We start from the raw sequence: 23,839 nt of genomic DNA, 5'->3' as shown, positions 1-23,839 counted from the left end.
AGGACCAGTACGTTGCGACTTGCTGATAGCGCGGGGGTGCGTGCTATGCGATGGTTGGGCTTCGGACTGAAGGGGTGGGGGAGCATGCCGTTGTTGGAGGCATTGTTGGCGCTGGCGGCGCTGGCTGGGAATACGGTGGTAACGGCGGCGGTGACCGATGCGTGGGGGGCCGCGAAGAGTGGGTTTGCGCGGCTGCTGGGGCGCGGTGATCCGGAGAAGGTGGAGGCTGCTGAGCGGCGGCTAGATGAAACGCGTGAGCAGCTTGCCGGGGCTACGGGCGCGGACCTGGAACGGGCCCGAGCGGCCCTCGAAGCGCGGTGGACGACGCGGCTAGCCGACTTGCTGGAAGATGACCCTGGTGTCGAGGGCGATATGCGTGCCCTGGTGGAGCAGATCCAGGCGCAGGTCTCGGCCGCTGATCATTCGCTGGCGGCCGGACGAGACATGAACATCACCGGGGGGGTGAAGATGGCCGATCGGGGCGGGGTCGTGGCCGACAATGTCCAGGGGTCGATCTCGACCGGAAACCCTCCTCAGCCGGGCCAGGCGAACGTCTAGCCGAGTCCGGGGATTCGTGGACGCTCGCGCCGGGTGCCACGGCCGCGACCCGCGGCGGTGTCGCCGTGGGCCGGGTGGACTATCACCGCCGCCGTGTGGCGAGCCAGCCGGTGCGGCTCGCGCCGCGGCCGGTATTCCTGGCTGGACGAGAAGGTCTTCTGGAGGAGCTGGACGTCATGCTGGCGGCCGGGCCGGCCGACTCCGGTCCGCGGATTGTGACGCTGTGCGGGCTAGGTGGCGTGGGTAAGACCAGCATCGCGCTGGAGTACGCGCACAGGCATCTGGCCGAGGTCGGAGTGGGATGGCAGCTGCCCGCGGAGGACCCGGCGGTGCTGGCGGCCAGCTTTGGTGAACTCGCGGCCCAGCTTGGGGTCCGGGAGTTGCTCGATACGGCAGACCCGGTCGCCGCGGTCCACGGCGCACTGCGTGCCTACCCGGCCGAGTGGATGCTGGTTTTCGACAATGCGCCAAGCCGCTCCTCAGTCGCGTCGTTCCTTCCCCCGGCTGGCCGGGGACGAGTGCTGATCACCAGCCGGGATCAGATCTGGCCGCCCGGGCAGTCCCTAGACGTGCCGATGCTCGACCGGAAGGTGGCGGCGGAGTTTCTTGTTAACCGGACCGGCGACCCGGACCGGAAGGCGGCCTTGGAGTTGGCCGATGAGTTGGGCGGACTGCCGCTGGCTCTGGAACAGGCCGCGGCCTACATCCAAGCCACTGTCGGCACCCTGGCGGGATACCTGGTCGCTTTCCGGGAGCGCCGCGATGAACTCCTGGCTCGAGGAGAGCCGACCGGATACGACGAGACGGTTGCCACCACCTGGTCGCTGGCGTTGCAGCAACTGGGCGCGTCTTCACCCGGAGCGGCGGGACTGTTACGGCTACTCGCCTGTCTCGCTCCCGACCCTGTGCCGCTAACTCTGCTGCTCGCCGACGAACAACTTGCCGACCAGCTCGCGCCAAGCGTCACCGACGCCATTGGTCAGCTCTTGGGCGATCCGGTCGCAGTCGGAGACGCTGCCGCCGCGCTGCGGCGCTACTCACTGCTCACGGCGGCAGGAAACGGCATGGTGTCGGTACACCGCCTAGTCCAGCACGTCACCCTCGCCCAAGAACCCGCCAACGCGGTTGGTCAATGGCGGCAGGCTGCCGGCGCACTAGTCGAGGCCGCGATCCCGGCCGACCCTGACCTGCCCGAGGGGTGGCCGGTGTTCGCGCTATTGCTGCCCCACGCCCGCGCTGTCCTAGACCTGATCAGCAGTGGCATGTGGAGGATCGCGCTCTACAGCGGCCATAGCGGCAACCCCACTGCGGCACGGGACCTGTTCCAGCTGATCGCTGACGCCCACCTGCAAAGTGACACCGGCGGACCAGAACATCGTGACGCTCTGGCCGCTCGCAATGAACTCGCCTACTGGACCGGGCAGGCTGGAGAACTGGTCGAGGCTCTCGACCAGTTCGCCGAGCTGCTGCCCATTTTCGAGCGGCTCCTTGGCCCCGAGCACCCGGGCACCCTGACCGCTCGCAATAACCTCGCTGCCCGGACTGGGGAGGCGGGGGACGCGGCCGGGGCTCGCGACCAGTTCGCCGAGCTGGTGTCCATCCGCGAGCGCGTCCTTGGCCCCGAGCACCCGAGCACCCTGATCACCCGCAACAACCTCGCCTCTTGGTCCGGGGAGGCGGGGGACGCGGCCGGGGCTCGCGACCAGTTCGCCGAGCTGCTGTCCATCCGCGAGCGCGTCCTTGGCCCCGAGCACCCGAGCACCCTGACCACCCGCAACAACCTCGCCTCTTGGTCCGGGCAGGCGGGGGACGCGGCCGGGGCTCGCGACCAGTTCGCCGAGCTGCTGTCCATCTTCGAGCGGCTCCTTGGCCCCGAGCACCCGGACACCTTGATCACCCGCGGCAACCTCGCCTCTTGGTCCGGGCAGCTGGGGGACGCGGCCGGGGCTCGCGACCAGTTCGCCGAGCTGCTGTCCATCTTCGAGCGGCTCCTTGGCCCCGAGCACCCGAGCACCCTGATCACCCGCGGCAACCTCGCCTCTTGGTCCGGGCAGGCGGGGGACGCGGCCGGGGCTCGCGACCAGTTCGCCGAGCTGCTGCCCATCTTCGAGCGGCTCCTTGGCCCCGAGCACCCGGGCACCCTGACCACCCGCAACAACCTCGCCTCTTGGTCCGGGCAGGCGGGGGACGCGGCCGGGGCTCGCGACCAGTTCGCCGAGCTGCTGCCCATCTTCGAGCGCGTCCTTGGCCCCGAGCACCCGGACACCTTGACCACCCGCGGCAACCTCGCCTACTGGACCGGAGAGGCTGGGGAAGTAGCCGACGCAGGCGACTAGTTCGCCGCGCTGGGTACGAGCGCAGCGCCGCGGGGCCGAGGCGAGCGTGTGCTGGCCAAGGAGGAGCTGCTTGCTCAATCTCTTTGCGACGCACGAAGCGCGCCCTCGAAGCGTTGCCCAGCTGACCGGACAATCGATGCAGGAGGGGTTGGTGCTGGGGCACTGGGGTGCGCCGTGAGCGTCGTTGATCGGTGCCGGGCCGCGAGGGTGGTCCGCGTGAGGTCGGCGCTTGCCGACTTGCAGGTGGCCGGGAGGCGCCCGCCTAGAAGGAGATATGCCCCGCAGGGCCGGGGCATCTCTCGGGTTGGGGAGGCTAATCGGGAGGCTACGACCGTGCATCGGCTTGGACAACGCTGGACGTCAGTGGACTGGAATACAGGCGGAACGAAGTGCCTGCAGCGCAGGGGAAATCCATGGCATGGAAGAGGTCAGGGGTTCGAATCCCCTAAGCTCCACCATGACAGGCGTACTCAAACCGTGATCCACGGAATAACCACCAGAGGTGGCGAGTGCGTCTCTCAGGGTAAACGGCACAGACGCCCCGATCTTCGGATCGGGGCGTCTGTTTGCGTCTGAGGCCCCTCCCTCGCGCGATGGCGCAGTCGTGGGTCGATCGGTGTACGCAGTGATGACCTCCTCGAAGATCGCTGTTCGCTCGACATGTCCGACCGCATCGCGTGCGATGTAGAGGGCATCGTAGAAGGCGCTGTTCATCCGTCGGCGCGTCACGTCGGCGGCTGCCTTGTACATGGCTTGCGGATCTTCGAGGAAGTGGAGCACGGCGTTCAGGACCTTGAGCCCCTGAGTCAGAGTCTCAGTTGAGGACTGCTGTTCCTCGGTCAGCTGTACTCGCTGGACGGCGAGCTTCTTGAGCCGATCCCGCAGCTTCCCTGACTGGATGGTGCCATCGGCCGCCAAGTCGATCAGACGCTCTTCTTGAACGTCGAGCTCACGGAGGCGCTTGGCTGCTTGTTTACGTCGAGTGTCGAGATCCTTGCGGTCATGGAGGATGGCTTCCCGCGCTTGGTCGCCGACCATGGCGGAGAACTCTGGCGGCAGCTGCTCGGTGGCGTAGTGGTCGATGATGGATTGTTCGACGCGCTCGACTGGCAGCACGGGAAGGTCGCAGATGCCCTCCTGCTTCATTCGGCAGACGAAGTAACTGTAGTAGCCGCCGTTACCCTTCGATTCGGTGAAGATGAGGCGTGTCCCGGGCCGGCCGTTCTGGAAGCACCGCTCGCAGAACAGCTTGCCGCGGAGGTAGTGGGTCGTGACACGGTCTCGGCTCCCGCGACGGGCGCGGGTAGCGAGTATGTCCTGGACGACCTGAAAGGTTGCGGCATCGATGATGGCCTCGTGGCGCCCGGGGTATTGCTGGCCCTCGTAGGTAACAAGTCCGACGTAATACGGGTCAGCAAGGATGGCGCGCAGCTGGTTCTCAGACGGTGTCTGTTCGGGCCACCGTTTGGTGGGGCGTGTTGTCAGCCCGATGCGTTCAGCCTCCTCGTGAAGGTCTGTGATGCTGTACTCATCCGTGGCGAACAGCTTGAACATGCGGCGCACCAATGGCCCGCGTTGAGGATCGAGCACAATCGTGCGGACGGTTCGACCCTCGAACTCCTCGATGCTGTTCAAGTAGCCGATGCGGGCGCGGCCGATCGTGCCGCCCTTGATCGCCTTCTGACCCATCTTGTACCGGATGTCAGCACCGCTCTGCTCGGACTGGTACTGATCAACGGCATGCATGATCGTCTCGATCATTGCGCTTTCTGGGCTCTCGCCTAGGTCAAGAGTTGTCGAGACGACCCGAGTGCCGTACTTGCCGAGCGTCCGTTTGGTGATTCCGGCGTCGAGAGCGTTTCGGAAGGCTCGGGAGAATGTGTAGACGATCACATAGTCGATGTCACCTTGCTCTTTGATCCATGCCAGCATTTCTTGGAAGACGGGACGCTTATCAACTGAGGTTCCGCTACGGCCCGGCTCGATGAACTCGCGGACTAGGTCGGCGTCGAGTGCGGCACCCTTGCGTAGGCCGGCTTCTCGTTGAGCAGGGATCGAGATACCTTCGGGGTCGTAGTCGGTATTCACCTGCGAAGGCGTTGACACTCGAAGGTAGAGAACGAATCGTTTGCGCCTTTCGAGCTGAGTGCTACTGATGGCGTCTTGAGCGAGTGACATGTCTACGCTCCTTCTGCGGTGAGCGGACGAATCGTCATGGCGTGCCGAGCATTCGTCATCGCGTAGGAAGGCAACTTCAGGCCGGTGTCTCGAACCGCATTGATTCGGGTCTGATTGAGGCGAACTTCCATGGCCAGCGTCGATACGCCAAACTCTTGAGCTAGGCGTGCCGACGTTTGGAGACCCCGGGACCACGCTGCTTTGACCAACCTCTTCGGCATTAGAAAGCAGGCCGCGAAGTAGTCGGCCGATCGTTCGGCTTGCTCAGCTGCTGTGTATCGGTTGTTGCCGGTGTATAGCTGATCAACTCGGCCATGATCGATGATGTGTTTAAACTCGTGCATCAGGGTGAACCGCTGGCGTGCGACCGGGTCCGCTTGGTTGAGCACGATGATCCAGTGAGAGCCGCTCCAATGAGTCGTGCCACTGACGCTGGCAGGAAGTTCGTCGGTGACGATGCGGATGCGTGGCAACCTGCCGATGAGACTTCCGCTCGGCTGAGGACCGGTTGTGACACCGCTCAGAGCGAGGAGCCGATTGGCTTGCTGCTCCGCAATGCGCTTCGCCTGAGTAAATGTGACCTTGTGACTTGGTATCACCGAGCGGAGGTCTGCAAGCACGCTCGTAGTTAATTCATCGGTCATAATGATTCCTCCTCTCGGGTAAGCTGATTAAAATTTAGAATTCGTCTTGCCCAGGCTCCGGCCCGTTGGTTTCGTAGCCGTAGCGCCGGACGACTTTGGCGACATGGTTCTCTAGCTTCTCCAGAACTTGCTCCGGCAGATCTGCGTACTTCGCTCGCAAGTAGGGGGTAAAGCTAGGTAGCTGCTCTTTCGGCAACCAGTTGAGACAGGCAAACAGATCTGATGTCGGCTTTTCAAGCGCGTGAGCTATAACTATCAGGGTCTCGGGCTGCGGATGCTGAAGTTGCGCTGCCTCGATTCTGGTCACGGTGCTGGGCTGTAGCCCTGCACGGCGGGCAAGCTCACTTGCTGAGTATCCCTTCTCCTGCCGTGCTTCCTTGATAATGTTAGCTAGTTTTAAATGTTCCTCTGTGCTCATCACGCGCTCCCTGTATTAATTCAATTCCTTTCGTTCTAATTATCCGCCGGTCGTTGCACGCGTGCAACGACAATGGCCGATTTCACAACGAAAATTGACGCAACAAGGAAAGCCTTTCCTTGTATGATTTCGGGATTATTGGGTGGGAGGCGGGCGCATCGTGCGCTCTCGCCTCCCACCCGTGGATGGTTGTCCCGCTCAACCCCTCAGGGGAGTGGGACGGTGGTCACCGAAGAGCACTCAGCTCTTCGCAGTGGACGCCCGCCGCCGGGTCGTCTTCTTGGCTTCCGACTCGGCCGGCGGCCCGGCTGTCTCCTCGTCCGACGACGTACCGTCGTTCGAGGTGGTGGCGTCCTCGGCGGCGTCAGCTTCCGGTGTGGAAACCTCTGCCGCGAGCTCGGCCGCCTGTTCGCCCAGGCTGATTGCCGCTTCCAGTTGTTCCAGGCGTGCCCCCTCTTCGGGAGTGGGGACAGCGTCTGGCGTACCGGCGTCGAGCAGCGAAGAGATCGCGAGCACCTGCGCCTCGGCCTCTCGCTTGATCCGTTCGGATCGGGCGGCAACCTTGGCTTGGAACTTCGGATCGGTTCGCCTGGACTCGATCAGGAGCTTTGCGCCCCTGACCAACGCCACCTGAAGTGGGATGTCGTCGATCTCGGTGACGGCACTCAGCTGAGCGTGGATCGGGTGTTGGAGCTTCACCCCGATCGTCTTGTAGCTCTGCGGCCTGGTCGGGTTCTCTTCCTCGCTCATAGCGAGTTACCTCCTCGGTGTTGGTGCAGCCGGCCATCTCGGGATGGGATGACTTAACGGCTGCACGGCACCGACGAGCGGTCGGTCTCCGTATCGAGTTGCCAATGTGCAGCGGGGGAATCAGACTCGGCAGTCGAACACCCAGACGCCGCGGTCGTGATCCACGATGTGTACGTCGGGCGCCGTGTTCAGCTGTTCGACCATGCGTTGGTAGTCCAGGCGGACGATCTCGCGTAGCCAGTCCGGGAGCTCGGCCAGCGCGGCATCACCGTTCATCTCCTCGACGATGTGCTCGGCGTACGCCTCGGCGTTCTCGAAGTCACCGAGGTACGCGTCGGAGAAGCGGGCCAGTGTGTGGATGTCGATGCCACCGTTGAGCTGGTTGTGAATCTCCGCCCAGGCGGCGAAGGCCAAGCCGTGCTCATGGATGCCCTTCCCGATCGCGCAGACGACTTCCAAAGGCTCGTGCTCCGACAACTCGATGTGCCCGAAGCCTTCTTGGTCGTGGATGGCCCACTCGTCGGCTGGTTCGCCGGTCCAGTGCGCGTGCAGCGAGCGGGACAAGATCGAGTGCACGTCACGCTGGATGTCCTCGAGGTCTTGGCCGGCGTCGATCCAGTCCCCGATGTCATGGCCTTCGGCGTGGTCGACCAGGGAACGGACGTAGATCCGCGGACGGGCGCGCTTGTCCGCTTCGCCCTCTTCGGGATTGCTGGCCGCGAGAGCTTCCCGGCGAGCAGCCAGCATTTCTTCGTGCTCGATGAGTCCGGCGGCATCCTCTTCGTTGAGGCCGTAGCTGACGTAGCGTTCCAGCTTCTCTCGGTTGGTTCGGCGCTCCTCGGCCGCCGCGGTGCGGGCGGCCTCGATCTCGGCTTGCTTCTCTGGATCGTCGGTGCCGTAGGTGTTGACGCCGTGTTCGCCGTTTGGTTGTGGTGGGGGTAGTTGTTCACTCATGTCACCTCCTTTCGGTGTTGTAGTTGGGTTTGGAAGAGCGCGGCCGTCATGCGGCCGTGCTCTCCGGGGATGCTCGGGAAGATCTGGCGGCGGCGATACGACTGTCCGCTAGTTCTGCGAACTCAGGCTTCAACTCGACGCCCAGCCAGTCGCGGCCATGCTTCTCAGCGGCAACCGCAGTCGTGCCAGCACCCATGAACGGATCGAGCACGATGGCCGGTTCGCTCGGAGCCTGACAGGTGCAGGTCGCCAGGAGTGCCCCGCGGATGGCGGTAGCGCCGAGTCGCCGCGTGATCCGCCGGTGTGGCTTGAAGCAGTTGGAACATCTCGCCTCAGGGCTGCCGGCAAGAATGGCCCGTTCGGCTAGACGCTCTGGGAAGGTGGCGAAGTGCGCGCCTCGGTAGCTGCTGGTCGGCAGTTGCCAGACGTCACCGGGGTTCTTGCCGAGCGGGTGTCCCACGATGCCCGCCTGTTTGAGTGACACCAATCCGCGGATGTTGTCGGTACTGCGAGCGCGCCACTGTCTCGGGATGCTGTCCTTGGCGGATGCCTGCGGCGTGGTGGCCTTGCTGGTGTGCGGAACGCGGATGGCGTCGAGGTCGAAGAAGTAGCTTCGCTGCTTGGTGAGCAGATAGACGACCTCGTAGGTGGTGGTCAGCCGGTCGGGGACGCTTGACGGCATGGGGTTGGTCTTGCTCCAGATGATCTGATTCCGCACCAACCAGCCGTCTGCCGCGAGGGCGGCTGACAGTCGCGCCGGCCCCAGGAGCAGGCTCTTCCTCGGAGAGCCCTCCTTGTCGTGGATCGAGTACCGGTCCGCCACGTTGAGCCAAAATGTTCCGGTCGGGGTGAGGACTCTGCGAACCTCTGCGGCAACCGCGGTGAGATTGCTGACCCACTCGTGGATGTTGGCTTCTTGCCCAAGTTGTCCGGTCACCCCGTAGTTTCTTAACTGGTAGTACGGGGGCGAGGTCAGGGCCATGTCTACTGATTCGCTCGGCAGACGGCGCAGTTGCTCCAGCGCGTCGCCAATCAAAATCTTGTTTCGTGGAGGCCGGATCATGCCGCGCCTCCGATCACGGCTGGTATGAGCTGGTCGGTGGTGACGACCCGGAACAGGTCCGGGTCGAGCTTGGCGTCGGCGATCGCCGCCGTGAGCTTGTCGGCGCGCTGCTGGTTCGGGACGATCCAGAGCACGCGGGGAAACAGCCCGTGGGCGTCTTGCTCGTTGCCGCTGCGGCGGTAGTCCTCGTACAGGTGGCACTTGCGGACGACGGTCGGTGGGTGCTCGGTGCCGAGGTCGACCTCGATGAACCAGTGGTCCTCGTAGTCGCCCTGCGCGGTGACCACGGCCAGGTCTGGGCGCAGGAGCCGGGACTCGCCGCCGATGCCGAGAAAGCGTCGCCAGCTCCCGGGCTCGACCTGCACGGTGACGAGTTCGAGGCTGTCACCGCCTGCGGCCCGGTTGAGCGCAGCGTGGGTGTCCGCGATGGCCAGGGTGTGAGCGAGCAGCCGTTGGGACGGTTCCCGGTACCGGCGCGAGACACCCTCACCGTCTTCGGTCTGGAGTAGTCGGTACGCGGCAGCGGTGACGCGCCAGACGTACCCAGCAGATCCAGCGCGGACGCCGCCGACGCGTCGATCGAGAGCGGCGATCAGCTTGTCTCGACTGAGTCGGCGGAGGACTCGGTTGCTGCTGCGGGTGGCGCTGAGTTCGGAGGCGTGGTCGCTGAAGTGCAGGGCGCGGACGTGTTTGGTGGTCAGGAACCGGTGGGCCGAGATCGAGCGCAAAATCGCGAGATCTCGGGCACTGAGGTTGTGGCGGAGACTGGCGAGGTCGAGGCGGCCGGTTCGCTGCTTGCTGGGGTGGGTGGCGGGTAGTTGATCATCGGAGATGGGAGAACTATTCCGGACACTTAATCGGGAGTCTTCGCCGACCGACCTGTGGGTATGTGGATTGTTGCTCGACGCGACAGGATGAGCGATGCGAAGCTCTGGGGTGTCGGGGAAGTCGGTCATGACGTCCTCCGTTTCCGGCCGCTGCCACCTGTCGTATCGGTGCTGGCGGCTTCCACTTCGACCAGCTCGGCAAGCTCACGCTCGACCTGATCCAGGGCCTGGCCGTACTTGGTCTGACTGAGGCGACGCAGGGCGTCGGGAACGCTGGATGGCGAGGGGAGTGCCGAGGTCCGGCCGGACGCGTAGGGCGTCACCTGGCCGTTGCTGGTGGCCAGGCTGGCGTAGACGTGGAAGGCGGGCAGGGCGGTGAAGTCGTCGGCGGTGAGTTCTGGATGACCGCGGGAGAGCAGGGTGGCGTCGTCGTGGGCGAGTTGGAAGGCGATGCGCGAGCGGATGTTGCCGACGAAGCCGGCGCGCATCGCGGGCGACAGCTGCGTGGCGTACTGGTGAGCCAGCGTGAACCCGGCACCTAGCCCGCGAGCTTGGGCCAGGGCGTCGGCCATGTCGGTCGGTAGATGGAGGTAATCCTGTACCTCGTCGATGTAGACCATAACCGGTCGCCGTGCTCCGGCTGGGAGCGCGAGCCGGCCTTGGATGGCCTGCCACAGCTCCGCGACGGCGAGTGACCCGATCAGCCGGGATGCCTCGGCGCCAACGATCTGCTTGCGGAGCGGGATAAGCAGAATCTTGCCTTCCTGCAGAATCTGGCTCATGGTGATCCGCGGTTGCCGTTGCCCAACCATGGCGCGGAGACCAGGGTTCAGCAGGAACGGGCGGAGCTTGTTCATCACCGGCGCGATGACGGTGGCGCGCTCGCCGTCCGACAGCGCGTCATACCAGTCCCAGAACGGGCCAAGAGCAACGGAATCGGCAGCAGCGACTCGACGCACGACAGAGCGGCGAAAGCCAGTGTTGGTCAGCAGCAGCGGCACCATAGCGATCGAGGCGTCACCGCGCCGTGCCAGCGTGAGAAGTGACGAGTGCACGACGTCTTGTGTGCGTGGTCCCCATGAGTCGGCGTAGAGCGAGCGGAAGACGCTGAGCAGCCCTTCGACTCGGGTCTCTTCGCGGCCGCTACCGCTGAGCGGATTGAGCCCGACAGGGGTGTTGTCGGTCGGGTCGAGGATGACCACGTCGTTCATCCGGTGTGCTGGTATCCGCTCGAGGATGTCGGTGACCAAGTCGCCTTTCGGCTCGATCACGATGACGCCGCGCCCGGCGCTGATGTCCTGCGCGGCCAGGTTGGCGAGCAAGGTCGACTTGCCGGTGCCGTTCGGGCCGAGCACCCAGGTGTGTCGAAGGGATCCGCCCACGTCGAGACCGATGGCCTCGCTGTGACCGGGAGCGGTCGCGCTGGCCACGACTCGATCCGGCGTCGCGGCCAACTGGTCGGATGGCGGGAGGAGACGGGGGTGCAGTCCGGGAACGCCGGGGAAGTCCGAGTCACCGATGGGCCAGCCGATGAGGCCGAGGACTTCGGCGCTGTTGAGGGCGAGCGGCCACCACCACGGGCTCTGCCCGGCGTTGATCTTCCGGGACGTTTCACGGACGAGGCGGATGCGGACGCCCGGCATTTCCGTGGTGCGCAGCGCGCTCAAGATGCCCGCGATAAGGGTTTGGCGGCGCTGTGGGCTCTGGGCTGTGACACCGAGTCGGATGGCGCAGTCGAAGCCGGACAGCTTCTGCTTGGCGCGTAGGGCGTTGCGGGCTTCGCTGTCGGTCCGATCCGCCGGCCATGGGCCGAGCACCGAGGATGGTGCCTGTCGGGCCGGAACTGCTCGGGCCGCTTTGCGGGGGCCGAGGACGAGCTGTAGCACCACCTCCTCGCTACCGGCTACTCGTCCGAGCGCGGCCAGGATGGCGCGCGTCGACGGTTCGGGGTCGTCGGTGCGCAGTGCTCGGCTATGGCTGGTCAGTCGAACTGACGCCGCATGCGACACGGGCGGCCGGTGCACGTCGTCGGTCGTGAAGCGGGTGCCGGAGATCAACCCGTGAATGCTTGCCTTGATGTTGCTCTCGGCTCGACGGGGGACCCCTAGCAAAAGCTGCAAGGTCCGTCCGGATCGCGCCTCCAGCACGAGCCGTGGGTTACGCGGGTCGCCGCTCCAGAGCTGGAGAAGTTCTAGTACACGGAGCGGTGCAACTGGCCGTTGGAAGTGTAGTTGCAACCAGACCAGTTCATCGAGGTGTCTATTCACTGGCGTCCCTCGATTTGTCGTCGTCGGCGACTTCGGTCACTGTTTGAGCTTCCTGCTCGGCTTGTGCTTCGCGTTCGGCCTGCGCCATCGCTAGGTCGATGATGGCGCGAGCCAGCTTGTTGATGTCTGGAGTTTCACGTCGCACGGCACGGACTGACAGCCTGTACTCGCGTGTATCTCTCGGGTTCTTACCCCTTCTTTTCTTGCTCATATATATATCCTCCTTTCCGTTGCGTGCGTGCAACATTCTGTATTAGTTATATGTTGCACGCACGCAACGGCCAATAGTTTTTCAAGATTCCACAACATCGATAGGAACAGGCCGTTCCCTGGTGGTCGCCCTATTGTTTATATGCAATATTTCGTTGTTTATTCACCAACGATTCTGTCGCCATCGGATGACCGCGACCACGACCCACAGCACGAGCGCGATGCCCGCCGCGCCGATGAGCCACGGCATGATCGGCTTGAGGTAGGCGACGGCGAGGTTGAGCAGCACGACAGAGCCGAAGAGGAACAAGCTGGCGCGCCAGATCCAGCGGAACGGGTCGCGGTTAGGGGCCGGGTCGTCGGTCATTGGTCGGCCACCCAACTACCGGGACGGCGTGCCGTCAGACCGCCGAAAACGGCCCGTGCGACGGTTCCGGGCGGGTCGTCGTAGTTCGCCCGGGTGACGTGGATTCGGTCGTGGAGAACGCCGTCCATTCGTGTTCCGCCGAGGATGACGGCGTGGACGTCGCCGGGGAAGTCGGCCAGGTCATCGAGCACATGGGAGACGTTGTCGTCGTACAACTCGAAGTCGCTAAGCACGATCAAGGTGGCCTCGTAGTTCGCGTAGCGGTCCGCCATGTCCGTAGCGGCCTTGAGGGAAGCGCCGAGGCAGCTGGTGCCGGCAGCGTCGCGCGGGACATGGAGACCGGAGCGCAGCCGTTGCAGTCCGACCCTGGTGAGTGGCATCGGTGGGACGTCGCCGCTGGTTGGGGTGTCGAAGTGCAGCACCGCGCCGAGTTCGTGCCCGGCACCGCGCCGACCGATCGCTCGGAAAGCGCGCCAGGCCTCTTCGTAGCGGTTGGAGACCGGGTCGGCTCCGGCCGGGCCGATGACCGAGCCGGAGTCGTCCGTGATGACGATCGTGAGTGTCGGCTCCGGCGACGGGCGGCCGGGGTTGCCGAGCTGGTAGGACACCTTCGGCCGGTTGGTCGCCACGCTGCCGGAGGTCCAGCGCAGCTCGGCTGCCAGTAGATGAGCTGGTCGGATTTGAACGGTGCGGATCATGCGGCATCACCGCGGAATCGTCGCCCGATGACCTCCGGCTGCTCAGCGGCTACACCGTGGCCAGCAACCCCTGGATTGCGACGGAGGATACGTGCTGACAGTGCCTGGAGCTGCCACCATGCCGCCCGCCCACGGTGAGTGTGCTCCGTCTTGATCGACGCCGCACCGGCAAGAGCTTCCGCCCGCTTCTGGACGGCCGGATCAGCGGCGAGCTTGCTGTGCGTCTTGATCGCCTTGGCGTACGTGCGCTCCGTGCGGGCGAGGTAGTCGGCGATCTCGTCGGCGTAGCTGTAATTCGCCAAGAACGAGCCGAGGGCTGTGGCGGCGGCCAGCATGCCGAAGGCGATGCCCGAGGTCAGACCCTCGACGGACAGCCTGAGGCAGAAGATGCCGACGCTGATGATCGCGACGATGGTCGCGCTCAAGGCTCCGATCAGCTTCATGGTGGAAACGCCGGCCTCGACGCCAATGAAGAATTGGCGATAGCGCTGCTCGTCCTCAGTCAGTTCCTCGAGGTCGCGTTGCCGGATGCGGGCTAGACGGAGGTCCTTGAGGTCGGCTCCGGCCTGTCCCGCGGTGATGGCGGCGACGCCGGTAGCGACCGCCTGCCCGAGTGCCACGAGCGGGATTTCGCCCAAGGTGATGGCCGCGCCGAGGATCCCGGCCGTGTCACCAAGGCAAAGCGCAACGAGGCAGATCCAGTAGCGAACTTTGGCCGGCGTGTCCCGCCGGGCGAGGTGGCCGAGCGTGCGCAGCGCGTGGGCGAGCTGTTCCCGCGCCGTCTCGACGCTCGACGCTGCTCCAGTGATGAGGCCGGTTGCGGCGGTGGCGGCCGACTCCAGGCCAGCCGCGGTCACCGCCGCGTCGCGGGCGGCAGCCTCCCCGTCCGCTGTGTATGTCTCGGTCTGGGTCTGCGCCTTGGCGTGATACTCGCGTTCGGAGTGGAACTCCTTGATGTTGTCCGGCCGGGGGACAGCTCCGGCGCGGTCGATCTGCTGGAGGATGATCGAGTCGGCCTCTTCGGTCGCTGCATCCACAGCGTGTAGGTCGTGGCGGCTCACGGTGTCACCGGCCCGCGATGTAGTCGGTGACGATGGTGCACTGCGCGGCTTGGGAACGGCGACAGACACCGTCCCAGAAACCGATGAGGGCGTTTGTCATCCCTGAGCTGGGAGCCGACCCGGCTGCCACCTTGCCGACACCGGCGACCGTGACGGTGGCGTCGGGCAAGCGGGGGACGTTGACGGTCATGCCGACCGCGCGGGCCTGGGCGATTTCAATAGGCGTCGTCACCCGGCGGCCGACGGTCTGTAGTCCGTCCGTCAGGATGACCAGACGCAGGCGGTAGTCCGAGCCGAGCTGGGTGCGGTACTCGGCGGCTAATCGGAACTGTGCGGTGATGTCGCTGTGGGCTGGCGACACCTTCTTGATCGCCGGTGGGTAGGCCGCGGTGACCTTCTCGCTGATGTCGTCGATCAGCTTGGAGACGCGGCGGAGCCGGGCGTTGTCGGTCGCGCCCGGGAGCGTGAGCTCATCGTCGTACAGGGCGACCGTGGCCGCGCTGGTCGCGGAGAACACGGTCACGAGCAGATGTCCGCCGCAGATCGCGGTGGTGCGGGCCTGTTCCTTGATGATGTTGAGACGGGGGCCGTCCAGCTCAGGCGTCCGGCCGCTGCCGCTAACGTCCAGGTCGATCTTGGTGGCATACCTCATGTCTTTCGGGCAGCTCTTGAGAGTCACCTTGTCCACGCTGAGGTGGTCGACGCCGGGTTGCGAGCCGCAGCCTACGAGCAGGGCTACGAACACAAGACTAAAGAGGATGTACGTGCGCAAGAGGATTGTAGGAAGTCTCACGGTAATGCGCCCTTCTGCTGGTGCACGGTCTTGAAATGCTGCTGTGGATGGCGCGGTTTGGCTCCAACCACAAACCACGCCAAATCAGCAATTGGGGCGAAATGCAGTGGGCCCGGTCGGCGGTATTTGCCCGACCAGGCCCACCGGCCTTTTCACCTCCTAGGTGAGGGGCGTACCCTTGAAACAGGTAAGCCCTGCTGTCGCAGGCTGCCTGCTAGAGGCGGAGGCGGGCTCGTGGCGACCAACCGTTAAGCCCGTCTTCCGCTTAGCAGCGAATGCCCGGGAAGAAGAACATCGCCATGACGATGGCGAGCAGCGTCGGGGTGGTGTCCTGGTTGCCGCTGTTGTCTCCCATGAGGCAGTGCCACTCCATTTTGGTTCACCTCGATTCCATTTTGATCGCCCTTTGAGTGGGCCTTTCCGTTGTGGACAGCGACAACGTAAGAGCCGGTGTGTGTGCACTGCGAGCGATCTATTGGAAGGTTCAATGGAATGACTGGAAGGGCGACTGGAAAGCATTGGGTCCTCGTCTGAGAGGGAAATGGAAAACCCGCCCAGGCTGCCTGGGCGGGTGTTGGAGATTGGCGGGTGTAAGGGTTGAAATACGTCAGCTGTCGAGCTGCTGTGATGCGATGTACTCGCTGTGTAGCCGACTGCGTTCGTCTTGGCCGGCTAGCAGGATCTGCTCGAACTCCGGCTTCGTGATGAAGGGCGGAGCGGTTCGCTGGTGCAGCCCGCAGTCGTGCCACATCGAGGGGAACCGAGAGATGCACTCTCGGCCGCCGTTGTAGTGGATCGCACGGGCGAGCACATCGAGGCAGAACTCGTAGGGATGGGGGTAATGCCCCACCGCGGGGCGTGAGCAGTACGCCAGGCCAGGGCCTTTGAGGATCCACACGTGTAGGTACTGCGATAGCCACCACAGTCCCTGGACATCTTCGTCGTCCAGGAGCTGCGCACGTCTAGCTACTTCGCTTGCGACGGACTGATCCAGGAAATCGAGCGCAGTGCGACTCATCCAGATCTCAGCGTCTTCAGCGGTGACAGGTGCCATGACCGGCCTCCTTTGCAAGAAGCCAATCTCCGCACCTACTTATGACAGGTTCCAACAAAAATGCAAGTATTCCAACGCCTGCGACCTCTGTTTGCTGTGTAGGTCTTTCCACAACAACCTGCGAGAGCAGTAGTCAGTAGGATGCGATCCATGGACCTGGACGACGCGGCGCTTGACGCTGAGTTACGGGCCCAGTTCGAGCGGAACACTGAAAAGCTAACTGTGACGACGTGCCCCGTGCTCTACGACTTGGCCACGACCTACGCCGTGCCGCGGGTTGACGACGATGCGCTCAAGCGACTGGTTGGCGCTGCGATCGACCTCGCCACCTCGCCTGACCGGTCACAACCGGCGCTGAGGACTGCCCAGGCTGCAGCCTTGGCAGGGGCGAAGGGCTACTTCTACCTCGATGGCGGCCCGGATGGGGGCGAGTTCAAGCAGATTCAGGAGGCGCACCGCGGCAAACACGTGGATCTTGATTCTCAAATTTGCCGATTCTCCTGGGCGAAATGGCAGTACGAGCGGGCAATCGACACCACCCGGGCAACACGACCCCAAAACGAGCGATCTGGACGCAACCAGCGAGACGAGTACGCTGCGGAGCTTGCTAGGGCCGTTCGGGAGGCACTGCGCCGGCCCGAGCTGCTTCGCGCAGCAATGGCTCGTCGCGATGGACGATCCGAGTGGTCAACCCGAGTTCAAGAACTACTCCAGGTCTCGTCCTCGTACGTTCGCGAGGTGCAAGTCGACGCCCAGCTTTATGTGACCCGCACCGTCGAGCCTGAGTTGCTCACCAAGATCCAGCGCACCACACATCCTTGGCCTCGAGCGGTCGTCGGCGAAGCGGGTAGCGGCAAGAGTAGTCTGCTGTGGTCCTTGCACCGGGCACTTGCCGAGCATGACGGGTTCGTCACTGTCCTGCTTCCGACAACCTGGCTATTACAGCAGGATGCTGCACTGCGGCCGGCCGAGGCGATCATCGAGGCCTTCGAGGAGATCCGGCGGGCTGATCGACAGCCCATCCTCCTGCTCGACACTGTTGACCTCATGCTGCATGAGGAGTCCTCGCGGCAAGCACTTCTGCGCCTGGTCGATGCGCTAACGGTGCGAGGCTTCAGCGGCGTCTATTCGACCAGACCTCAAGAGGTCACGCAGCTCAGCCACGACGAGCTGCGGCGTGAGGATCTTCAGCCATACGACGACGTCGAACTCGACAAGGCTGTGACCGCACTAGCGGGTCGGTTCTGCCCACAGGTTCCCGCAGCCGATATCGCTGAACACATAAGGCGGGCTACGGCACGTGGACTGCCGGTTACTGAGGTCTGCCGCAGTCCACTGCTACTTCGGATGCTCTTCGACCTCTCGACACCAGCGGAGCCCGAGCTCACCGACGTAGATGTGACTGGACTGTTTGAAGCTTATTGGGATCGAAGGGTGAGGCGCGATGCTCGATCGGAGACGGCCATCGCGTTGCGGGCCAACCCTGTCGAAGATCTGAGTGCGTTGTCGGGACGGACTGGGCTAGCGCTACTCGCATGTGGATTGCCGGAACTGGCTGTGAACACGCTGTACGAGGTAACCCATACCGTCGACCCAATCGTCGCATCAGAAACCATTCGTACCGGAATTGACATTCTGCTTGAGCGCGGAACGCTGGTACGCAACGGAGAGCAGCTTGGGTACTTCCACCAGACCATGTTCGAGTTCGCCGCAGCCAAAGGCGTACTTGCAGCATCCGCTGCAGCAAAGATCGACACCCTCGTAGCTAGAACCACGGATCACGGCGGCGACCTGTTCGTCGGCGCGGTCCTCGAACAGACGCTCATCCTTGCAGGCAGAAACCCGCTCCTACGTCAGCCGGCGCAGCGCGCGGCCGACGCACTTGTCAGCGCCAACACCGAAGCTGTTCGGGCGATCGGGGTTGTGGCGTGGGCGCACCATCCAGACTTGCTGACAGACGCAATCACGAGACTGCGGAGCGTTGGTCCAGCGGCGCTAGAACGCGCCAGCCGAATCCTGCCGACGATTGCGACGAAGACCCCCGGCCAGACCATCAGCCAACTCATGCTCATCTGGCAAACGACCGCTGAACCGCAGGTACGAGCGTCTGTCTTGCACGCGCTGGCTCGGCTCGCACTGAGAGTGCCTGGCGACGTCGCCGATGCACTGGCCTATCTCGACCCTCTCCAAGCGATCGACGGATCTCTTGAAGACAGTCTGCGCCATGGCCTGCTCGCGGTCTTGAAGAACATCGCACCACAGGCGCGCTCGCTAGTCCGTGCAACGCTCGTGGCAATGCTGACCCAGACCGGTAGTAGCGCACCCATCGAACTCGATTACCTAGTCGAACAATGGCCCGAGATCGGCGATCCGCAGTTTCTGAAAGAAGTAGTCAGGACACTCGACACGGAAACCAGGTCGCACCACCCAGATGCTGTCAGGCTGGGTCGCCTGATCGCAGCCGAATGGCGCCGCGCAAATACATGGTCAGACTTGGGTGAATGGCGTGGATTCCTCACTCAGGCGACCAATCCTGATGCGGGGATATCCACGTTCGAGGTCGAATGCGACCTGTGCGCCATAGGACAGTTCATCGTAGATTCTACGGATGACGCCTGGATTACATCGGGTGTCGAAGCGTTACTAAACGCAACTGTTCCGCGGGTACGTGATTCGGTCGGTCAGGTAGTGCTTCGGACTATCGTCGACTCGACCTCACGAAGTTCCGTGGTGCTCGAAGAAGCAGCAAGGGCTGCCCTTGCGACCGTCGGCTATGCCGCCCAAAAGCGTCGAATCGACAGCCGTCAAGCGCTTCTGCTGGACCTGTTCGCACAGGCTGCGCTTCCGCACGGCACCCTTGCTCGCGTTTTTCCCAACCAACTCGAATCTCAAGACTGGACAGCTGACGATCGTTTACTGCGGATAGCACCTGCGGCGGCAGATCATCATGCGCTTGCTGCCGAACGGTTCATGAGGGCGATCGAACGGAACCCAGGATCGCTCTCCCGTCATCAACTTGACGTCTTGTTCTCTACACAGGCTATGCACATGCCCAGGAGTGAGACTGTCTTTAACGCGGTTGTTTCAGTCGCAGCCCAAACCAACCGAATTGCGAACCTCAATAAGATCATCACGTCTGCCGAACGACGCGAAGGTCGGCTAGACCGACATGGACCTCAACTTCTGGCGCACGCACGCCAGCTGCTCGCAGGCGACCAACAGGCAAGGCGGGAGGGCGTTTCCTTGTTGGGAACGCTGATGGGAGCTAGGGCGAGCGGTATCCCCTGGCAAGAGTTGCGGCCGGTTCTCGAATCCCTCGATGATCCAGAACTCCTCAACCCGCTGATTAAGCATCTTTGGAAGGAAACTCCAACCGGGGACGTATCCGGACAGTTGGAGTATCTAGCTCGATTCATCGAAGTCCGGCCTGAGGATACGCCACCCGTAGTCAGAAAGGCGACCGATCCTCCTGTTGCCGTATCCACCGGTGCTGAATGCGCGACCGCAATGCTGCGTATCCTGTGCCTCCGCGCTGATGCCGACGAGAGGTATTGGCCAACGGTGCGGACTCTTGGCTTGTACGAACTGGAGAACGAAGAAGTCTTCGTCGGCGTCATGTCTTTCATAGTGGTCTGCGATTACCTGCGGAAGTATGGCCAATCTGAGCCACGAGGAGCCGGTGTGTTCCTCAATGACTATTTAGAGCGCCTAGCGCAAGGCGGGTTCTTTGGTCTAGGGAAAGAGGCTTGGAGTCGTGAACTCGGCAACGTCGTACGCCTCGTCTGCTCAGATGGGAATGCCGTAGCTACTGCAACTCTGATCAGGACCGCCGTTAAGCTCGACCAAGATCTGGCAGAAGCGATAATTAACACAATCGCAGAGCGGCACTACCTTCAGGTGCGCACACAACTACGAGACCTCAGCGAGTCCGAAATCGATTCCTCGATGCGAGTCTTCCTGGCAGAGTTGATCCGCGAACACGATCGATACTCCGGAACCCGCGAATTCCCGGAGGTGTTGCAGTGAATAGCCCGGGTGGGTCAGATCGAGCCCGTATCAGTGATGCCCACGTGCGCCTAGGCGCAGCGCTACGTCGGACGCGTGACGATTTGGGCGTCAGCTCTCGACGTATTCCCAAAGACGGGGAGGCCGACAAATTCTTCAGATCGGGACACATCTCGAACGTGGAGAACGGGCACACGGCACCGTCCGAAGAACTGGTGGAGGCCTACATCGCGTTGGGCGGCGATGGTGCGCTGCTCCGATCGCTCTATCGCCAGATGCGGGCGGCAACTGATGACATGGCGCGAGGCCGGCGGCAAGGCAGCCAATCGGAGCCGCTCGAACTCGCTCCACCACGTGACATGAGCCAGGTGACCGATCACAGCGAGGTTCAGCGACACTACTTCGTGGAGGCCAACGAGGCGTACTGCACGATCGACGGGCGAGGTGTCATCGAGGAGTTCAAGTGTGTTGCCGTCATCCGAGCCGTGACACCGGGAACCCGGATGTACTACACGGGCCACACCTACAGCTCAGATCGTCGACCTGGCGTGCTCAGAGCTGAAGCAATCAGCGGAGGCACACTCGCCGAAGTCCGCGAGAGCCCTACCGGCGCCCTTCAGGCGTACTTCGACCTCGGCCGAGACCTTTCACCAACAGACGAGAACCCCCATATCCTCACCTTCCGCATACTCGTCACCAGTGATCAGCCAGTCCGACCGATCTTGGTGTTCCACAACACTCGCGGCGGAGCCTGCGACATGAAGCTCGGCGCTCAGTTCCGGGCACCAAAGCTCCCCGGCAAGATCTGGCGCTTCGCCGTTCAGGACACGATCGACGCAGAGCACCCACCATCGGGTGGGGAGTTCGAGATCGCTGAGAGTGGCTTCTACAGCCACTCATTCGAGGGCTTGACGCCGCAGTGGTCATACGGCTTCGCTTGGGTCTGGTAGCCCTGCCGTCCGCCTGCTCGCCACTCGGCAAGCAGGCAGTAAGGTTTCTAGCCTTCTCGCAACATCCACGGTGGATGTGATGCTTGCCGCGAGAAGGGCAGACAACTGTGCGATGGCGTAATGGGCGGTACCTATGGTCAATTCACGACCTTGAAACTGATACCTCCGGTGATTCCTCGATCCAGACTCTGCAGATCGTTGCCGACTGGTCCCAAAAGTTTCTGGTGAATGGTCACCCCGATCTCGGACGTACCGGACCAGTGTGTCCCTTCACTCGTCCTTCGATCGACCGCAACTTGTTCTATTTGGCGTGCCGGGAGACAGAGGCGAGCATCGAGGATCTGGCAGAAGAAGTCCTCGAATATAAGGACTGGCATGCCGAGCTGGCTGTATCTCTGAACGAAAAGGAGAAGCAACTGCTCACAATCCTGGTCGCACTGCCATTCTTTGACCCGAACAATTCAACCGAACTCGACAGGCTGCAAGCGGTATTGAAAGATGATTTCGTGACCCAAGGCCTGATGGTCGGACAGTTCCACCCGGCTTGCGAGCAACCTGGCCTCTGGAACGACGGGTTCCGTCCTCTCGTCGCGCCGGTTCCGCTCTTGGCAATCCGATACATGGTTCCGTTCGACTTGCCGTTCCTGGTCGGTTCACCCCATCACTTAGAAGCATACCTTGCGCAATTTGCCCCTATGATTCCGAGCCGAGTGCGGGACGATCTAATCAAACGACTTGCAGGATGATATAGTAAAAACATGAATACTATCCATGAGAATGTTAAGAATGCCCTCACGGCCGGTGGGGCGAAATATGTTATTCGCGACCACGATGCTCTCTCCGCGGCGATCGAAAGTCCAAGTGACTTTGCTCTCGCATTGGGCATTCCTCAGTCGCAGATCACAAAAACATTGTTCTTGACTGAGAAGTCCGCAAGTCCACGCCGCGCCCTCTTGTGCTGCTCGTCTGATGCACGTGTTGATTTTAAGGCAGCCTCCGCGGCTCTAGGCTATGGCCGAATGGAGGTGGCATCGCCGGAAGCTCTCAATTCGAGTCTCGGCTACCCACGTAATGGTGTCTCCCCCCTCGGGGCTCCTGCCGATATCCCGGTTCTGCTGGATGAGGCAGTGCTGAACTATCCAACTGTGCTGGTCGGCGGAGGTGCTACAGGTATTGAGATTGAACTCTCACCGAAGGATCTGGTTCAGATGACATCGGCGACCACTGGAACGTTTGTCAAGTTGCCTGAATAGTGAGGCGGTAGAACCCTTGCGCCCTTGAAGCATCGGAGTATCCAAGGTTGAGGTAAGAGATGAGTCAGTGGTGGGCCTAGTTGTGACGGTTCCGCAAGCCCTGGCATTATGTGCCCTCAGATCACGCCGTCTGGCCATTCCCGCCACTCGAATGACGTCGGCCGCGAGCCGTTCCCCTCGACGAACTCCCGTACCGCCTGGCGCACCTGCTCGATGCTGACGACCGAGTCCTTCGGCCAGCCCTCGCCGTGATCCATGTAGACATAGAACATCTCGTCGCGGTCGCTCGTGGCTCCCGGTACGTACCTCACGTCATCGTGGTCGCCGCCGGCGTAGCGGATACCGCCAACGTTTTCCTTCGCATCGACCGCAACACGGAGCTCGTGGTCGGGGATATCGGGAGCACCCTCAACAGAGGGGCGGTCAAGGTCGTAGAGCGCTGCAACTGAGTTGTTGAAGGACTCTGTCAGCATTGCGTCAATCAGCGCGTCGGCATCATCGGCGTTGGTGAGGATGAGCGGGTCGTCACCGTGGCCGTTCTTGAAATACACCTCAACGTTGCTCATGGTTGCTCCGTCTTGTTCAGGTCAGGTACTGTGTACGTGCGTTTGAATCCATCTGGACCGAAGACCGTCAGGGTGGCTCCCGGTGGAAGGATATAGCGTAGGAACCTCTCGCATCCCCACTTGCCGGTACAGGGTAATTTGTTCACGATGATGGTTTCATGCATCAGTCCACGTTGGCGCATCCGCATAGCGAATTTTACTTCGACATGCGACGGCGTGGTGACATTGCCCTTTGGTGGTAGAAGACCCTTCCCGCGAAGGAAGTCTCTAACGTCCTCGAACTCGTCATGCTCACCGCTAGCGAGATCTTCTTCGTTGCCGTTCTCGTCAATCCACTTTCCCCGGGTCTTGGGGCTGGTGACGGGGACCTCTTCTCGAATCGGCAACTTGCGCTGTATCCGGTGGCCCTCCTCGTCCGTGATCCTTCGCCCTCCCGGTGCCCCGTCCTTCGGGCTGACATCATCGCCGGCGCCCGCGGCCTTGTCGGGCTTTTTCGCTTCCGGCTCGCCCTGGTCCTCGTTCTGCCGGCGTTCTGCGGGCGGCGGGCTCCCGCCTGACGCGTCTGGCCTCGGGGCTGTTGAATCACCGGCCGGTTCGGCTGTCCGGGCACCGCTGACCATCTGCTCAACCCAGGATCGTCCGCGGGCATGTGCCTGCAACAGGTAGTGGGCGGCTTCCTCAGAGCGCCGAGCTGCCTCGTCTAGTTGCATCGCCGCCATGCGCGCGTTCTGGTTGCTGCTCAGACCGCCGATCCATCCGGCAGCCTCGCGGTACTTTCGTGCCCGGTCGTGCAGGTACGGCACGATGCGCTCGATCTGGTTCAACGAGTCGAGTAGCTCCTGTGCGACCCGTTGCAGCTCGGAGGGCATGCCGATCGCCTCGGCCGG

Annotated in this window: 22 protein-coding genes; 6 read left to right on the top strand and 16 right to left on the bottom strand. The window is 62.9% G+C overall.

Annotation, left to right across the window (positions count from 1 at the left end; genetic code table 11):
• Positions 1-84: 84 nt before the first annotated feature.
• Entirely contained in the window at positions 85-558 is a 474-nt protein-coding gene (locus EV138_RS05500; protein WP_133977345.1) for a hypothetical protein, read from the top strand.
• A gap of 239 nt (positions 559-797) precedes the next feature.
• Entirely contained in the window at positions 798-2,894 is a 2,097-nt protein-coding gene (locus tag EV138_RS05495) for a tetratricopeptide repeat protein (RefSeq protein ID WP_166678495.1), read from the top strand.
• 360 nt (positions 2,895-3,254) lie between these two features.
• Here the strand turns inward: EV138_RS05495 and EV138_RS05490 are convergent, their stop codons facing one another.
• The 14 genes from EV138_RS05490 to EV138_RS05425 form a co-directional block, all read right to left on the bottom strand.
• Complete coding sequence (locus EV138_RS05490; RefSeq protein WP_133977343.1) at positions 3,255-5,072, bottom strand: recombinase family protein; 1,818 nt, start codon at positions 5,070-5,072, stop codon at positions 3,255-3,257.
• A 2-nt stretch (positions 5,073-5,074) separates the two neighbouring features.
• Positions 5,075-5,716, bottom strand: coding sequence for an ImmA/IrrE family metallo-endopeptidase (locus EV138_RS05485; protein ID WP_133977342.1), 642 nt, complete (start codon positions 5,714-5,716; stop codon positions 5,075-5,077).
• A gap of 34 nt (positions 5,717-5,750) precedes the next feature.
• Positions 5,751-6,134 carry a helix-turn-helix domain-containing protein gene (locus EV138_RS05480; protein ID WP_133977341.1) on the bottom strand — a complete coding sequence of 128 codons (384 nt, stop codon included), beginning with the start codon at positions 6,132-6,134 and terminating at the stop codon, positions 5,751-5,753.
• A gap of 240 nt (positions 6,135-6,374) precedes the next feature.
• On the bottom strand, positions 6,375-6,884 hold the full coding sequence (locus EV138_RS05475; protein ID WP_133977340.1) for a hypothetical protein: 510 nt from the start codon (positions 6,882-6,884) through the stop codon (positions 6,375-6,377).
• A 120-nt stretch (positions 6,885-7,004) separates the two neighbouring features.
• A complete protein-coding gene (locus EV138_RS05470; RefSeq protein ID WP_133977339.1) occupies positions 7,005-7,838 on the bottom strand; it encodes an antirestriction protein ArdA in 834 nt (277 codons plus the stop codon).
• Between the two features lie 46 nt (positions 7,839-7,884).
• Positions 7,885-8,901 (bottom strand): DNA-methyltransferase, encoded by a 1,017-nt coding sequence (locus EV138_RS05465; protein WP_133977338.1) that lies wholly within the window; start codon positions 8,899-8,901, stop codon positions 7,885-7,887.
• On the bottom strand, positions 8,898-9,857 hold the full coding sequence (locus tag EV138_RS05460) for a replication-relaxation family protein (protein WP_133977337.1): 960 nt from the start codon (positions 9,855-9,857) through the stop codon (positions 8,898-8,900). Before EV138_RS05460 ends, EV138_RS05465 begins: the two co-directional genes overlap by 4 nt.
• Positions 9,854-11,995, bottom strand: coding sequence for a type IV secretory system conjugative DNA transfer family protein (locus tag EV138_RS05455; RefSeq protein WP_133977336.1), 2,142 nt, complete (start codon positions 11,993-11,995; stop codon positions 9,854-9,856). Before EV138_RS05455 ends, EV138_RS05460 begins: the two co-directional genes overlap by 4 nt.
• Positions 11,988-12,206 (bottom strand): hypothetical protein, encoded by a 219-nt coding sequence (locus tag EV138_RS05450; protein WP_133977335.1) that lies wholly within the window; start codon positions 12,204-12,206, stop codon positions 11,988-11,990. The genes EV138_RS05455 and EV138_RS05450 overlap by 8 nt, the downstream gene beginning before the upstream one ends.
• 162 nt (positions 12,207-12,368) lie before the next feature.
• Positions 12,369-12,572, bottom strand: a complete 204-nt coding sequence (locus EV138_RS05445) for a hypothetical protein (protein WP_133977334.1) — start codon at positions 12,570-12,572, stop codon at positions 12,369-12,371.
• Positions 12,569-13,270 (bottom strand): VWA domain-containing protein, encoded by a 702-nt coding sequence (locus tag EV138_RS05440; protein WP_133977333.1) that lies wholly within the window; start codon positions 13,268-13,270, stop codon positions 12,569-12,571. The genes EV138_RS05445 and EV138_RS05440 overlap by 4 nt, the downstream gene beginning before the upstream one ends.
• Positions 13,267-14,307: a hypothetical protein gene (locus EV138_RS05435; protein WP_133977332.1), complete on the bottom strand. Its 1,041-nt coding sequence runs from the start codon at positions 14,305-14,307 to the stop codon at positions 13,267-13,269. The genes EV138_RS05440 and EV138_RS05435 overlap by 4 nt, the downstream gene beginning before the upstream one ends.
• A 28-nt stretch (positions 14,308-14,335) precedes the next feature.
• Positions 14,336-15,103: a hypothetical protein gene (locus tag EV138_RS05430; protein ID WP_133977331.1), complete on the bottom strand. Its 768-nt coding sequence runs from the start codon at positions 15,101-15,103 to the stop codon at positions 14,336-14,338.
• A 628-nt stretch (positions 15,104-15,731) separates the two neighbouring features.
• Entirely contained in the window at positions 15,732-16,178 is a 447-nt protein-coding gene (locus EV138_RS05425) for a hypothetical protein (protein WP_133977330.1), read from the bottom strand.
• A 150-nt stretch (positions 16,179-16,328) separates the two neighbouring features.
• Between EV138_RS05425 and EV138_RS05420 the strand changes: the two genes are divergently transcribed.
• The 4 genes from EV138_RS05420 to EV138_RS05405 all read left to right on the top strand — a co-directional run bounded on the left by EV138_RS05420 (position 16,329) and on the right by EV138_RS05405 (position 22,386).
• Positions 16,329-20,204, top strand: coding sequence for an NACHT domain-containing protein (locus EV138_RS05420; RefSeq protein WP_133977329.1), 3,876 nt, complete (start codon positions 16,329-16,331; stop codon positions 20,202-20,204).
• 158 nt (positions 20,205-20,362) lie between these two features.
• The gene (locus EV138_RS05415; RefSeq protein ID WP_133977328.1) at positions 20,363-21,133 is read left to right on the top strand and encodes a hypothetical protein; all 771 of its coding nucleotides are present in this window, start codon (positions 20,363-20,365) and stop codon (positions 21,131-21,133) included.
• Positions 21,134-21,240: 107 nt separating this feature from the next.
• Positions 21,241-21,879, top strand: coding sequence for a DUF6875 domain-containing protein (locus EV138_RS05410; protein WP_133977327.1), 639 nt, complete (start codon positions 21,241-21,243; stop codon positions 21,877-21,879).
• A gap of 12 nt (positions 21,880-21,891) precedes the next feature.
• Complete coding sequence (locus EV138_RS05405; protein WP_133977326.1) at positions 21,892-22,386, top strand: aminoacyl-tRNA deacylase; 495 nt, start codon at positions 21,892-21,894, stop codon at positions 22,384-22,386.
• Positions 22,387-22,502: 116 nt separating this feature from the next.
• Here EV138_RS05405 and EV138_RS05400 read toward each other — a convergent pair whose 3' ends face one another.
• Both EV138_RS05400 and EV138_RS05395 read right to left on the bottom strand, forming a co-directional pair.
• Positions 22,503-22,952 carry an Imm1 family immunity protein gene (locus tag EV138_RS05400; RefSeq protein ID WP_133977325.1) on the bottom strand — a complete coding sequence of 150 codons (450 nt, stop codon included), beginning with the start codon at positions 22,950-22,952 and terminating at the stop codon, positions 22,503-22,505.
• Positions 22,949-23,821: a DddA-like double-stranded DNA deaminase toxin gene (locus tag EV138_RS05395; RefSeq protein WP_133977324.1), complete on the bottom strand. Its 873-nt coding sequence runs from the start codon at positions 23,819-23,821 to the stop codon at positions 22,949-22,951. The genes EV138_RS05400 and EV138_RS05395 overlap by 4 nt, the downstream gene beginning before the upstream one ends.
• Between the last annotated feature and the right edge of the window lie 18 nt (positions 23,822-23,839).

The organism is Kribbella voronezhensis (assembly GCF_004365175.1).
Classification (GTDB): domain Bacteria; phylum Actinomycetota; class Actinomycetes; order Propionibacteriales; family Kribbellaceae; genus Kribbella; species Kribbella voronezhensis.
The sequence above is the reverse complement of the archived record's forward strand: the minus strand, read 5'-3'. Positions and strand labels throughout refer to the sequence as shown.